14 protein-coding genes are annotated in these 14,264 nt (G+C 48.7%); 8 read left to right on the plus strand and 6 right to left on the minus strand.

Annotated elements, in window-relative coordinates; all coding sequences use genetic code 11:
* Positions 1-36 precede the first annotated feature (36 nt).
* From IXB50_RS06195 to IXB50_RS06210, 4 genes are all read left to right on the plus strand, one after another.
* Entirely contained in the window at positions 37-1,221 is a 1,185-nt protein-coding gene (locus IXB50_RS06195) for a cysteine desulfurase family protein (protein ID WP_215608077.1), read from the plus strand.
* 147 nt (positions 1,222-1,368) lie between these two features.
* Positions 1,369-2,082, plus strand: coding sequence for a DUF1995 family protein (locus tag IXB50_RS06200; protein WP_215608078.1), 714 nt, complete (start codon positions 1,369-1,371; stop codon positions 2,080-2,082).
* A 145-nt stretch (positions 2,083-2,227) separates the two neighbouring features.
* Positions 2,228-2,782 carry a DUF456 domain-containing protein gene (locus IXB50_RS06205; protein ID WP_246564142.1) on the plus strand — a complete coding sequence of 185 codons (555 nt, stop codon included), beginning with the start codon at positions 2,228-2,230 and terminating at the stop codon, positions 2,780-2,782.
* 43 nt (positions 2,783-2,825) lie between these two features.
* Positions 2,826-3,359 (plus strand): pentapeptide repeat-containing protein, encoded by a 534-nt coding sequence (locus IXB50_RS06210; RefSeq protein WP_215608079.1) that lies wholly within the window; start codon positions 2,826-2,828, stop codon positions 3,357-3,359.
* Positions 3,360-3,462: 103 nt separating this feature from the next.
* Here the strand turns inward: IXB50_RS06210 and IXB50_RS06215 are convergent, their stop codons facing one another.
* The 3 genes from IXB50_RS06215 to IXB50_RS06225 all read right to left on the minus strand — a co-directional run bounded on the left by IXB50_RS06215 (position 3,463) and on the right by IXB50_RS06225 (position 6,490).
* Complete coding sequence (locus tag IXB50_RS06215; RefSeq protein WP_215608080.1) at positions 3,463-4,662, minus strand: aspartate aminotransferase; 1,200 nt, start codon at positions 4,660-4,662, stop codon at positions 3,463-3,465.
* A gap of 11 nt (positions 4,663-4,673) precedes the next feature.
* Positions 4,674-5,813 carry an iron-containing alcohol dehydrogenase family protein gene (locus IXB50_RS06220; RefSeq protein WP_215608081.1) on the minus strand — a complete coding sequence of 380 codons (1,140 nt, stop codon included), beginning with the start codon at positions 5,811-5,813 and terminating at the stop codon, positions 4,674-4,676.
* Between the two features lie 155 nt (positions 5,814-5,968).
* On the minus strand, positions 5,969-6,490 hold the full coding sequence (locus tag IXB50_RS06225) for a Ycf51 family protein (RefSeq protein ID WP_215608082.1): 522 nt from the start codon (positions 6,488-6,490) through the stop codon (positions 5,969-5,971).
* A 137-nt stretch (positions 6,491-6,627) separates the two neighbouring features.
* Here IXB50_RS06225 and IXB50_RS06230 point away from each other — a divergent pair, with 137 nt between their 5' ends.
* Entirely contained in the window at positions 6,628-8,028 is a 1,401-nt protein-coding gene (locus IXB50_RS06230; RefSeq protein ID WP_215608083.1) for a phospholipase D-like domain-containing protein, read from the plus strand.
* A 24-nt stretch (positions 8,029-8,052) separates the two neighbouring features.
* On the opposite strand, the gene IXB50_RS06235 is transcribed toward IXB50_RS06230, so the two are convergent.
* Entirely contained in the window at positions 8,053-9,036 is a 984-nt protein-coding gene (locus IXB50_RS06235) for a glycosyltransferase (protein WP_215608084.1), read from the minus strand.
* A gap of 175 nt (positions 9,037-9,211) precedes the next feature.
* Between IXB50_RS06235 and IXB50_RS06240 the strand changes: the two genes are divergently transcribed.
* From IXB50_RS06240 to tatA, 3 genes are all read left to right on the plus strand, one after another.
* Positions 9,212-9,511: a hypothetical protein gene (locus tag IXB50_RS06240; RefSeq protein WP_215608085.1), complete on the plus strand. Its 300-nt coding sequence runs from the start codon at positions 9,212-9,214 to the stop codon at positions 9,509-9,511.
* A gap of 170 nt (positions 9,512-9,681) precedes the next feature.
* On the plus strand, positions 9,682-10,119 hold the full coding sequence (locus IXB50_RS06245; protein ID WP_215608086.1) for a hypothetical protein: 438 nt from the start codon (positions 9,682-9,684) through the stop codon (positions 10,117-10,119).
* A gap of 207 nt (positions 10,120-10,326) precedes the next feature.
* Positions 10,327-10,518: a twin-arginine translocase TatA/TatE family subunit gene (gene tatA / locus IXB50_RS06250; RefSeq protein WP_215608087.1), complete on the plus strand. Its 192-nt coding sequence runs from the start codon at positions 10,327-10,329 to the stop codon at positions 10,516-10,518.
* Positions 10,519-10,931: 413 nt separating this feature from the next.
* On the opposite strand, the gene purB is transcribed toward tatA, so the two are convergent.
* Together purB and pdxR are read right to left on the minus strand one after the other, a co-directional pair.
* Entirely contained in the window at positions 10,932-12,227 is a 1,296-nt protein-coding gene (gene purB / locus IXB50_RS06255; protein WP_215608117.1) for an adenylosuccinate lyase, read from the minus strand.
* A gap of 567 nt (positions 12,228-12,794) precedes the next feature.
* Positions 12,795-14,249: a MocR-like pyridoxine biosynthesis transcription factor PdxR gene (gene pdxR / locus IXB50_RS06260; protein WP_215608088.1), complete on the minus strand. Its 1,455-nt coding sequence runs from the start codon at positions 14,247-14,249 to the stop codon at positions 12,795-12,797.
* Positions 14,250-14,264 lie beyond the last annotated feature (15 nt).

The raw sequence follows: 14,264 nt of genomic DNA on the forward strand, positions 1-14,264 counted from the left end.
AGAAATATCATAGGCGGACGGGATTAGGGTTATGCCATGCAGATCTATTTAGACTACAGCGCAACTACACCGCCACGGCCTGAGGTGATTGCGGCGATGGAATCGGCGATGCAAGATGGCTGGGGTAATCCATCTAGCTTGCATCATTGGGGTAGTCAGGCCGCGACAATAATGGAAACGGCCCGGATGCAGGTGGCGGAGCTAATTGGTGCGGATGCGGATGCGATCGCATTTACGGCTAGTGGCACCGAAGCCAATAACCTGGCCATCATGGGGGTAGCTCAGCAATACCGTAAACCGCGCCATATGATTATTTCTGCTGTGGAGCATTCGGCAATCGAAAAGCCAGTGGCGCAGCTAGAGCAGTGGGGTTGGCAGATTACTCGTCTGCCCGTCGATAACTATGGCCAGGTAAGTCCAGCAGATTTATCGACGGCGATACGTAAGGATACGGTGCTGGTGTCAGTGATTTATGGCCAAAGTGAGGTGGGCACTGTACAGCCGATTCCTGAATTGGCAGCTGTGATTCAGGCAATGGCTCCGCTTTCTAGACCGATCTTTCACTCTGATGCAGTACAAGTAGCTGGGCGATTGCCCATTGATGTGCAGCAATTGGAGATCGATTTACTCTCTTTGTCGAGTCACAAGATTTATGGTCCCCAAGGGGCAGGGGCGCTGTATGTGAAACCGGGTACTGAACTGGTGCCGTTGATTCGCGGTGGTGGTCAGGAAAATCAGTTGCGCTCAGGAACTCAGGCAGTGCCTACGATTGCGGGGTTTGGAGAAGCAGCTAAGCTGGCTAGGCAAGAACTTGAGCAGGAACAACAACGGCTATTGAAATTGCGCGATCGCTTAATTGAACAGTTACAAGATCATCCTGAACTGGTGTTGACAGGTCATCCTGAACAACGCCTGCCTCACCATGTCAGTTTTTATCTACCGAATGCTGATGGTGAGCGGGTGACGGGTAAAACGCTGGTACGCCAGTTGAATCTAGCAGGGATTGGAATCAGTGCTGGATCGGCTTGTCATAGTGGGACCCTAACACCGAGTCCGATTCTCAAATCCATGGGGTTTCACAATGCAGCAGCGAAAACTGGCATTCGTTTAACGCTCGGGCATCAGACGACTGAATCCGATGTAGATTGGGCCGCAATGGTGCTGAAGCAGATTATTGACCGGGTGATGGCAAGTCAGCTGGTAACGGCAGGAAGCAAATAAATTTCAAAATAGGACTAGATTGACCAAGTAGTAACCATCGCTATTGATGACACGGGCCAAGGTGATTGGTCAGCAATAAATACGTCAAGCTACCCAAAAAGTCAGATAATCAGACATGATTGATTGCTAAGAACGAAAAATATAACCATGTCTGACCTGCCCAGTAGCCTTGAGGAAACCATCGATCAAGCCATCGCCTCCACTAAGGCAGCCATTGACGATGGCATTATCCGGTTGCAGGTAGAAATGGTGATCCCAGAACTCGAGCAGCAACCCATCGCGGAAAGATTCCTGAGTCTGTTTCAAGACCTGGGCTTACAATTCAAAGTTTTTTTTCCCGATGCCGGTGCTGCCGCCCTTGCCAAACGTGACTGGAATAACCCAGACTTCACCATTCGAGGCATCAACGAAATCCAGGCCACCATCGAACCCGACGACGAAGCATTACTGATCGTCAATCCATCTGCCGTCGAGGTCGAAGACGTCGAAAAACTCTGTAACGAGGCCCAAGACCGTCCCGTTATCATTCTCAATCCCACCCTAGAAGACGTCAGCATCGTTGGTATTGGTTATGCTGCTCGTCAACTACGGGAGCGATTTTTGAGCACGTTGACCTCCTGCTACTACTACCGGCCCATGCCCGATGCCGCCGTACTACGTCGGCATCCCCAGGGGTGGCAAGTGTGGCAAGAGGTGGGCGACCAGTACGAACTTCAGGCTGAACTGCCCGAACGTCCCTCTAGCGAGGCCTTAGATAACCTACTCTACGCCAGCGAAGAAACTGAAAATAGTGCTACTCCTAAGCCAAAGAAGGGTTTGCTGAGTGAGGTGCAGAAATTTTTGAGAGCGTTAAGCCAGTAGGTCATAAAGGTACCTTTTGGCTGAATTCAAGGACAGCTAACCAGTCTGTGCAAGGGACGATATCCCTACATCAGCATCGTTGTCAGGTTTATTGTTCGACCGTTAGAGTAAAAAAATAGGCGCGCATTTTCGAAAATAGACACAGATGGCTATAGGGCTGCTTATTCTTTATTGGGTCCTGCTCATTGTCATGGGAGCTGGCATTATCGGTGCATTTATCCCCGCATTTCCAGGTATTGGTCTGATTGTGGCTGCCATTGCTATTTGGGGTGCTGTTGCAGGCTTTAGCAAAGCTGTGGTTATTGCTCTCAGCATCGCTATTGCCGTCTTTGCGATTACCACTGCAATTGACTACCTGGCTGGCTACGTTGGCGCGAGGAAAGTAGGGGCTAGTAACTGGGGTCAAATCGGTGCCGTGATTGGCATGATTCTAGGTCTGTTGGGCTTTTTACCAGCGTTACCAGTAGGTGGACCCATTTTTGGTCTGCTATTTGGCTCAATGCTCGGAGCATTCGTTGGAGAAATGCTGCATCGTCGTGATTTAGCGATACCTGCACGATGCAAATTGGGTGTAAAAGTCAGCTTGGCGATCGTTGTCAGTTCCTTAATCGGAAACGTTATCGCCGGAGTTCTGTCTATTATTGCAACAGTTGTGTTCCTGGTAGCAACATGGCCGACCGTAATGCCGCCAGTGTTGTAAAACCTCCTGAAACCAGAACTAGGCCTCCGAATTTTCATCAAGCATGGCGCACCCAGAACACTTAGAAATTTTGCAGGCTGGAGCCAGAGTGTGGAATCGCTGGCGTCAGCAAAATACTCAGATTCGTCCCAACTTAAGAGCGGCTGACTTAAAAGGCGTTGATTTGGCAGGGTTCAACCTGCGTCTGACTTACTTGAGTAGCGCTGATCTTAGCCGGGCCTATTTATTTGAAGCCAACCTGAGTGAAACCAACTTGCAAGGGGCAAATCTGAGTCACTGCTGCTTGATTGGTACTGACCTACAGCAGGCGTATTTTTCGGGTGCCAATCTATACCATGCCTATTTGTCCCAGGCAAACCTGACTGAGGCGTATTTTGGGCATGCGAATTTAGAAAAGGCGAATCTGGCCGATAGCGTTGTCAATCAGGCGTACTTTGGTCAGGCGGATGTGAAAGAGACTGATTTTACTAGTGTGAAAAATTTGAATCTGCTGCAGTTGAGGCTGGCCCGCAATTTTGAGCTGGCAATTTTAGCGAAGCATGATCCGCAAGATCAGGTGCGGCCATCGCTGACCTAGGAGCTGGATAGTTAACATTTTGAGTACAGGGTGGCATTATGTCGAACCGCCAATAGTTCTGGACATCTATGAAAAACTATTCAGCGGCTCTAGCTCAATGCCTTTAAACCGTCACTGATGAGGGATAACGCACACCAGCGTTTTTCAGGCGCTGAAGGGCTTCGTTCAGGCGATCTTCTCCGGCAATCAAACTAACACGAACAAAGCCTTCGCCACCTTCACCAAATGCACTACCAGGGGTAAACACGACACCTGTTTTTTGCAGAACCTCTAAGGCAAAGTCAGCAGCGGTCATGTCTGGCGGGCAAGGTACCCACAAATACATGGTTGCCTTTGTCTTCGGTACCTCCCAACCTAACTCTGCTAAACCTTCAATCAGATAGTCACGGCGAGTGCTATAGCGATCGCACACCTCTTCAAGATAGGAATCAGGTAAATTTAGCGCAGTTTCTGCAGCGGTTTGAATGGCAGAGAAAATGCCATAGTCAAGGTTAGTTTTCAGGGTGCGCAATCCCTGGATAATATGGCGGTTACCGACGACAAAACCAACCCGCCAACCGGCCATGTTGTAGGTCTTGGATAGGGTGTGAAACTCGACACTGAATTCTTTGGCACCGGGAATTTCGAGAACGCTGGTAGGCTGATAGCCATCAAAAGCCAGCTCCGCATAGCACAGATCATGAACAAGCATGATTTCGTAGTGCTTAGCAAAGGCGACGATCTCTTCGAAAAAGGCGCGGGGAGCCGTCGCACCCGTGGGATTGTTGGGATAGTTAAAGTACAGAACCTTGGCCTGACGGGCAACGGCTTCTGGAATGGTGGAGATGTCGATCAGCCAGTCATTTTCTGGCGTCAGCATCAAGGGATGGATATGGGCATTTGCGATCGCAGGTCCTCGAAAATGCGCCGGATAGGATGGCGTCGGCACCAATACCGTATCCCCTGGATCCAGATAAGCTAAGGCCAGATGGGTAAGCCCTTCTTTTGACCCCAACAACGGCAAAGCTTCACCCTCAGGATCGAGACTCACCCCATAACGACGGTGATACCAGGCCGTAATTGCATTACGAAAGCTAGCAGTCCCTTCAAAGGGAGGATATCCATGCTGACTTGGATCAGCAAGTGCCTTTTGAGCCGCCTCAACGACAGGTGCAGGGGTAGGACCACCGGGATTTCCCATGCCCAGATCAATCAGGTCCAGACCCTGGGCTCGCGCATTGGCCTTGAGTTCATCCAGACGAGCAAAGGCGTAGGGAGGCAGTTGCTCAAGTCGCTGTGCTTTCTTCATCCAAGCTGGTGTCATGGATTACCTCCTCATGACTGATGTGACGGCGTGATTGGTAATTTTGAAGTTTCGGTCTGACTGCGCTGACAGGGAGCCGTGGTGGACACCATTGCCGCCATTACCTGTTGAGGACTGACCTCAAACGGCAAATGATGAATATCAGATTTGGGCTGACAGGCAAACTCGGCAGCCTGCCGTAAATCTGTCAATGACATTTCTCCTAATCCCAAATCGCTGAGGGTCATGGGTAAGCCGATTTGGGTATAAAACTGAAGCAATTGTTGACGCGCGGTCGCTGCCAAGGAATTGCTCAATTCCATCTCCTCTAAACGCAGTTGCACTAAGATACCATAGGCAACTTTTTCGCCATGGAGCATACGGTGACTAGCCGGAATCTGGGTCAGACCATTGTGAATCGCATGGGCAGCCACGGTTCGACATTGCGCCCCGCCCATGCCGCCGATCACACCTGCCATTAAAACTGAGGCGTCCACCACATCGCGCCATTCGTCTCCCCCAGGGTTTTCCAAGGCAGCTACCGATTTCTGAAAAAGAATATCTCGCAGAACTCGGGCCTGTTGAACCGCACCAATAATTAAGGTTTGGTTAGAATGACCGCTACTGACGGAAGCTTCGTACCATTTTGCGATCGCATCCCCAATCCCCGCCACCAAAGTACGCTTAGGGGCCGTTCCCACTAATTCATAGTCCAATAATAAAAGTTCTGGACAAGTAGGTAGTCCCACATCGTAGCGAAACGCTCCCCGCTCAGAATAGACATTTGACAACGCTGTCCAGGCGGCACAGGTTGCGGCTGACGTGGGAACCGTCACTACCGGTAACTGGGTTTGATCCGCCACCAGCTTGGCTGTATCTAGAGCCTTACCACCCCCTACACCAATAATCAGATCAGCTCCATGGGCCTCAACATCCCCACGGAGCTGAGCCAAAGCAGGTTCACAACAGTCCATCTGATAAGACGCTTTGACGACATTTAGATCAGCCAACATATCGTCTAAAACGGAAGAAACCGTCTGTAAGGTGCGATCTCCACCAATTACCAAAGGCCGTTGTCCCAATTTCGAAATCAGCGATCCACACTGGGATAAAATCCCTGAACCTCGCACCACTTGGGCCGGTGCCACCATTAGTGTAGATAACGTAGACATGATCACTTCTCAACAAATTGAAAGCAATATTCGAAAGTTTGAAAGTTATAAAACGGAGAGTTAGTTAAAGGATCTTGTGTAGAGAATGAAGCCAAACGTAGGGCAACGCCTGAAACTCAAAACAAGTATTGAAAATTGTTAGCGAAACAGATCGCCTAGCTATTTTTAGCTGCCGCTCGAGCCTTGGCCAACTTTGCAGGAGCAATAGCGACACGGTAGCCTGACTCAGCCTCAGCATCGGGCTGCACCTGACCTAGATATAACAAGTCAGAAATGCCAGGCTCACGGTGAACGATAGTCCGAGCCCGAATCATGGCCCCCTGACTACCACCACCATTCAATTGACTGGGATTAAATGAATTGATAGCCGCCTGCCGTAGAGTGGCTTCTAACTCAGCCGCAGAAATAGTAGCAGGGACAGAAATCACAAGCTGGGAAGCACCTGAGTCATAAACAGTGGCATAGCGCACCGACCCCTCCACGGTGGTCGATACCAATGGCTGAAAACTAAGGCCAAACAGTCCCGCTGTCAGTACACCACAAAACCCAGTCGCCCCCACTAAGCGAAACCGAATACCCCACTTAGCAAGCCATGAAATCCCTGCCAATGCCGCCAAGGCTAAGGTGGCGAGGCCCATCCACTTGGTCGCCTCTAGAAAGAGTTCAGGAGTTGGCATAGGAAACTAGCGCTTTTAATATGTAATCAGCATAACGTTAATTAATCGTATCAGTGGACATGTTTTTAGGCATTAGTAGCTGCTAATCAAAGGGGTTACCAGGGCTCACTAGAGATTGTCTAAATAATTTAAGATGCATGTTGATTCGATTTCAGGCAAGCCATCTGGGCCTGGTAGCCCTGACACTGGGAGGCATAGGGTTGATTTGCCTTGGTTGGAGTGGGCGAGAAAAACCTCAACCACTCCCTCAGGATCCCCACATTCAAGTTTTCTTTAATCAGACAGAAACCCATAGATACCAGGATCCTTACCGTCATATCCAACGACCGGGTGACAACCTGGAACAGGTGTTGATTGATGCCATTGAGTCAGCCGTCACTTCCATCGACGTGGCTGCCCAAGAATTGAATCTCCCCCTAATGGCCCAAGCCTTGATAGATAAGGCTAAGGCTGGAATCAACGTCAGGGTGATTTTAGATAATCAATATAGCGACGGGTGGAGTCAACACAATTCAGCCTGGATTCGTCAACAGGACAATCACAGTCGGGGTAAATACGAAAATTTGTTTGCATTTGGTGACAGTAACGGCGATGGCCACATTTCCTCAGCTGAAGCAGCTCAACGTGATGCCGTCCTAATGCTGCGTCAGGCAGGGATCCCCATTGTGGACGATACCGACGATGGCACCAAAGGTAGCGGTCTGATGCACCATAAATTTATGGTGGTGGATAGCTACCAGATCATCACAGGCTCCGCTAACTTTACTCTTTCCGGCATCCACGGAGACTGGCTAGTGCCCGAGAGTCTAGGGAATGCCAATGCCATGCTGCGGATTAATAGCCCAGAGCTAGCCACCGCTTACACTGATGAATTTGATCTCATGTGGGGGGATGGGCCTAAGGGACAACCCAACAGTCTCTTTGGATCGCCAAAACCACCCCGTCCCTTAGCAACAGTTACTCTACCTGGCAGTCAGATAACGGTTCAATTTTCTCCTCACCGAGCCGACACGCCAAGAGAACAAACCACGAATGGTGTTATTGCCCATGCGCTTAGTCAGGCTAGCCAATCAGTCGATTTAGCCTTATTTGTGTTTACAGATCAGGGTATTGCCGATGCCCTTGCAGCTAAGAGCGCTCTCCCGATTCGCGCGCTCATTGACCGTAGTTTTATCTACCGCTATCACAGTGAGGGCCTTGATATGTTAGGTCTTGGCCTGCCGGATCATCGCTGCAACTATGAAAAGGAAAATCGCCCTTGGCATAGCTCAATTGCCACGGTTGGCTATCCAAAATTAGCCGATGGCGACAAAATGCATCACAAATTTGCATTACTGGATAATCGCACAGTGATTATTGGCTCCCATAATTGGAGTAAGGCTGCTAACCACAAGAATGATGAGAATTTGTTGATCATTGAGAATACAATTGTTGCCAAGCATTTTAAGCAAGAGTTTGAACGTCTCTATGCAACGGCTGAGTTGGGACGTACGGAGTATCTTGTGGAGCGAATGAGAAAGATGCAGAAGAAATGCTGAAAAGATCAATTTCTTTATGAGGTTTTATTTTTTCAGCTTGTTCTGGATTCGTTTACAAAAAAGATATAGAAGTCGTTGGCGAGTAAGGCTGGGAATATCTGAGGGATGTTGTTGTCGATAATCGAAGAATTGATTGAGTTCGGTGAGGATGTTTTCTAATCGAGGCACTAGTTGATCCGTGCGATAGGGAGAAAAGAAGCTTTCGGGTAGGTTATTGGGTTGCCAGTTGTCTAATACGGCTGCAATTCGTTTAACGTCATAGCCTGTGGCATAGCCTGCAATTTTATGACAGTTCTCTCCGGGGTCAAGGTAATCGGCAAGGGCATGGTTAACGCTGGAGAATACTTGACAGCCACAGGCGAGGGCCTCCATCGGGGGTAGACCGAAGCCCTCAGTGAGGCGATACTGGGCCCAATATTCTGCTGAATCGTACAGATAGACTTTGGCTCGGTTGAACAAGACCATGAGATCATCGACAAACGAATCGATAACAACCACATTAAATCTCTTTTGCAGCTCAGGAATCAGCTGATTGACAACGTACTCGGAAGATTTTCTGGCTTGTATGAGAATGTCAATGTCTCGCTCAACCTGACGGTTACTGACATTTGTGGGCAATTGGTTAGGGAGCCAATAGATGAGGGAGTTTTGCGATCGCATGCCCCAATATCCCATCGTATTACGACTCACACATAGAATCGGCACCTCAGGCGGCACTGAAAAACCATAGCCTGAGCTGTGGGCATGATAAACCACATGACAATGAGTCAGTTTTTTTAGCTGTTTAGGAACATCAAATCCCCAACTGACCACAAAGATACAATCCCTCAGATTCTCCTGTGGCAATAAATCATCAATAAACGGATGATTCTCCTCTCGCTGACGATAAGTCACCACCTCAGCCTTACAAATCTGTTGAGCCAAGTTTAGTGTATTGAGCTCAGCAAATAGACCACCACAAAAAAACGAGCGAGTAGTTCCTGGCAGGAGAAAATACAGCTTTCTCATCGCAAACGAGATATGGGAGCGCTCAGTATTCTACAGGATGGAAGTCATCGCTATGGGACCTAATTCAGCTCTATTAATTTCATAGATAGCTGCCATCTATCCCATGCTTTGTCGATCCTGAGTTTCGTCCATAGATTAGGTGATATGCAATCGCGCACTCCTCAAGGAGGTTCATATGAACATCTATTCCTCCAACTTACAAAAGCTCGAAGTACAGCGCCGTCAGCTGGAGCACCTGTGGCAACCTACCACTCCAGCCCAAAAAATCAAACAAGCTTCTAGTAACCTGCTACGTAATGCCGGTCAGTGGTTAGTTCAAACCCTTACCGAAGGAGATCAGCTGCGGATCTGGACCACAGAAACCTCCGAGGGAACTCGCTGGTGCGTCCGCAATCCAGTGGATGACATGCAACACCAGTTTGATTCAGAAGAAGCACTACGTGTTTGGCTAGAACAGCGTTATTACAACGGCTAGTACCCTAGATCAACTTAGTACAGCAGGCTGTATCGTAGCTTGCTGTACTAAGCTAACTATTTCGAAAACTTCTAAAGTGTTGCAAGGTATGGTGATGTTTTGCAACTGTCCTCTAACGCCTCTTAATACCAGCGATTCAATAGAGGAAAGAAGCCTTCAAGGTGCACACCATGCAAATTAAATTAGCCCTCAGCACAGCTATATTAGGCACGATTACAGTTGCAATAGCGTCAGCGCTGACTGGTCAGGTCGCAGGCTATGCCAAAACCAGCAGCTATGACTTGTCCGAAACCCAAGCTCGCACCTGCCCAGCATTGACTGGTGAAACGATTACAGCACTTGATTTAAGCGCACAAATCTCCACCCTGTCCAATGCCGCTGACGCCAATAGGCTGCTGGCTATTACCGCATTGTGCAACGGATATGGCTATGGAGGAGCAGAAGAATTTACTGCCGACCAAACCTCGGCAGCTCTGCAATCAACAACAGAAGCAGGCTCTAGCTCATTTCTCTACATCAATGAACATCCAACTCTACCCACACCCCAGGAAGCTGCAGAATTTGACCAGCTTCCCCAGGATCGAGTTGAATTTAAAGCCCCGATTTAGAACGAAATAATAAGTTTCAACAATACTGCTCTAGACACACCCATCAGAATCTCTCTTTCTACCCAAAAAAAATATTAAACTAGTGTGTTTTTGTTTTTCATACACTATGTAAATTCATAGTTCGCAAAGGTTTAGGTCCTGCTACGACTGACAGGTCAAGACCTGATGGCTGCGGTATAGTAGTTGAGACATTCATGGAAAGGTGCCATGTTCGGTTTAGGTTGGCCAGAGGTGGGCATTATTGCCATTGTCGCCGTTTTAATTTTTGGGCCCAAGAAAATCCCTGAGTTGGGCAGCGCCCTGGGGAAAACCCTGCGTGGGTTCAAAGACGAGATGGATGCAGAAGTAGCAGCTGACTTTGAAGATGCCGACTACGTAGAGGATCCGGAACAAAGTTAAATCAATATAGTCTGTGAATGTAGTAGGTACACATGGTTGGAGCTACCTACTACTAGCAGCGTCTAGTGAGCATATAGTAGGCATTTCAGGGAGATGAATCGCCATCTCCCTGTTTTTTTGATCTATTAGGAAACCTGATCCAGGAGCAGCCCTGTAGGTAAGTAGGTTATCCAAATTAGGCTTCAGACACCGAGGCCCCCTTCCGTCCCCCAATCCTGGGGGAGACTAGACTCAAAGCCCCCAGGATTGGGGGTTTGGGGGCATATTCGAGGAGACCAAACTCCTGATCCTCCATCTTATAAATGATTAGGCCAACCTACTTACCCCTAAAAAAGGATTCACCTAAACCACGTCCAAGTTGAAACCTGTAGTTTCTCCTACGGTAAAACTCCAGTTCTGGACGTGGACAAGGTTTAAATACCCAATCGCTGATAGACCGTATCCAGATTTCTCAGCTGATAGTCAGGGTTAAAGGCTGCTTTAATTTCATCTGCCGTCAGTTTTTCCTTGACCTGAGGGTCTTGAGAGATTAAAGCATAGAAGTCACCCCCCTCAACATTCCATGCAGCATGGGCACTTTGCTGCACAATCCGATAAGCATCCTCACGGGCAAACCCTTTTTCCACCAGGGATAGGAGCACCCGTTGGCTAAAGACCACACCGCCGTACATGTTCATGTTGCGTTTCATGTTTTCGGGGTAGATCTGCAGGTTTTGCACCAGCTTAGTGGTCTCAACCAACATGAAATGCATCAAAATACAGCTGTCAGGGAAGATTACCCGTTCTACGGAACTATGGGAAATATCCCGCTCATGCCATAGGGCCACATTCTCTAGGGCAGCCAGGGCATTGGTGCGAATAATGCGGGCCAGACCGGTCAAACGCTCAGATTTAATCGGGTTGCGCTTATGGGGCATAGCCGAAGATCCCTTTTGCCCCTTAGCAAAAAATTCTTCAACTTCTAGCACGTCGGTACGCTGCAAATTACGAATTTCGACAGCAAACCGTTCGATGGACGCCGCTAGGCCAGCCAATGTGGTCATAAACTCGGCATGGACATCCCGTGAGATCACCTGAGTTGAAGCCGTGTCAGGCTTAAGCCCCAGCTTCTGACAGGTCAGCGCTTCGATTTCAGGATCGATGTTGGCATAGGTACCCACGGCTCCTGATATTTGGCCAACAGAAATTTCATCCTGGATCCGGCAAAGACGCTCACGATGCCGCAATACTTCAGCCAGCCAGCCAGCCAGCTTAAAACCAAAGGTCATGGGCTCAGCGTGAATCCCATGAGAGCGACCGATCATCACGGTATTGCGGTGGTCCTGGGCCTTGTTACGAATAACCTGGATTAACTTTTCGACATGGGACAAAATCACTTTGTGACTGGCTACGATCTGTAAAGAAAGCGCCGTATCAAGCACATCGGAACTCGTCATTCCCAGGTGGATATAACGGCCCGCATCACCAACGTACTCATTAACATTGGTCAAAAATGCAATCACATCGTGGCGGACTTCGGCTTCTATCTCCAGAATGCGCGCCACGTCAAAATTCGCTTTGGCTTTGATTTCGTCCACCGCTGCTTGAGGAATGCGACCCAATTCAGCCTGGGCTTCGCAGACGGCGATCTCAACCTGTAGCCAAGTTTTGAATTTGTACTCGTCAGTCCAAAGTTCGCCCATCTCGGGCAGGGTGTAACGTTCAATCAAAACTAGTGTCGCAGGATACAACCGATCCATTGTAAGCGGGTGGTCACCGGTTGCTAAGTCGAAATTAATAATAGTGAGGATTTGATCACACGCTGGTTAACCATCCGCATTGATGACACAACGCCCCCTCGCCGTCACGGCAGGAACCTTTTTGGTATAGAAATAAACCGTAAACAAGCATAAATCCTCCAGGAGATTAGAGCACCTGGAGGATTTACTTTTATATTCATCAGAAAGATTAGCAGTCAGACCCGGAACAGCCTTAATCGACTTCAATCGATTCGAAGGAGCTGAGTACAGACCATGATAGACGCGTTGCTACGGTCGCAAGAGCAATAATGGCAACCATAGCTAGGACGGCATAGGGCATATGCAGTCCAAACAAAATCATACTGATAAGTATTAGGGCAAGCAGTGTAAGATCCAAAGCCTTGTCCTCAAAATATTGCTGTCACTATTAATAATAGATATTTCGCCGAAGGAGTATTAACTTAGGCAAAAAACTTATTAATGGTTCATGTTCATGTAAGGATAGTCGTAGAGCTGGGCTAAACTTAGCCGGAGCAACTATGTCTGGAATGCTTTAGCAATAAGGTGTATACCTGATTTTATCTGTTCCTCGTTAATGGCCGTGTAGCCAAATACAAACTCGCCCGTATTATGAGGCATTTCATACTGGGCCTGAGCGCTACATATTTCTACACCAATACTCGCGGCCCTAGCTACAGCTTCATCATCTGTCAGGCTCAGAGGCAGCTTAGCCATCACATGCAGACCGGCACTATCACCTAAAATTTCAACCGCCTGACCAAAGTGTTTATACAGAGCCTGCACAAGGGTATCGCGACGGCTTTCGTAACACAGACGCATTTTTCGAATATGACGCTCTAAATGTCCCGCTGCAATAAATTCTGCCAATGCTGACTGTGTCAGGGTGGCTGGCTGCCGATCTGCCAACCATTTTGCCTGGCCAAATACCTCTACCAAAGACTCGGGCAATACCAGGTAGCCCAGGCGAATGCTCGGGAACATCACCTTGGAAAAAGTACCTACATACAGTACTGAGGCATGGGTATCTAAACCATGAAGTGATGGAATGGGACGTCCCCCATAACGATACTCACTGTCATAGTCGTCTTCAACAATAAGCGTCCCAGTTTTCCATGCCCACTGCAACAACGCTAATCGTCGAGGCAATGACAGCAAGGCTCCCGTGGGAAATTGATGGGAAGGTGTCACATAGACTAAGCGTGGTTTGACGTTGTTATTGATCAACGCATCGACCACCAATCCACCACGATCTAACGGGATGGGCAACAACTCTGCCCCATTCGACTTAAAAATATGACGGGCACCGCGATAGCCCGGCTCCTCAATCGCAACACTATCACCAGGATTGACTAATAGTTGAGTAATCAGACTCAATGCCTGCTGACTACCATTGGTAATCAGCACTTGATCAGGGGTACATCGGACTGCACGCGCCTGTTGTAAATAGTCAGCAACAGCTTGACGCAAGGGCTGATAACCGGTGGATGCTGTTGCATAGTCAAGCCAGTGATAGGTTTTACGACAATGTTTGGATAACAGTTTTCGCCATAGCTCTACTGGAAAAAGATCAAGGGCAGGCTGACCGTAGCGAAAGCTAATCCTAAACTCTCCTCCGGCAGTTCTCACGGGTGACTGTTTGACCCGATTGCCATAGTCAGATAAGAGAATCTCGACAGCAGCCTGATGTTGATGGTCTAACGGCTCAGCTGTAAGTAGACTGTCGGGAAGTTGATCACAGACGTAGGTCCCTGCCCCCAGTCGAGTTTGTAAATAGCCTTCGCTGATCAGCTGGTCATAGCCCTGGGTAACCGTAGTGCGAGACAGGCCTAGAGACTTTGCTAGCGATCGCGAAGCAGGCAAGCGCTGACCAGACTGGAGTCGACCGGAGAGAATGGCCCATCGCAGCTGGCTGTAAATCTGCTGATGGAGAGGGTCTGATCGAGATGAATCAATAACGAGGGCCAATTCCATGGATAATCACCAAAA

The organism is Leptothoe spongobia TAU-MAC 1115 (genome assembly GCF_018739885.1).
GTDB classification, from domain to species: Bacteria; Cyanobacteriota; Cyanobacteriia; order Phormidesmidales; family Phormidesmidaceae; genus Leptothoe; species Leptothoe spongobia.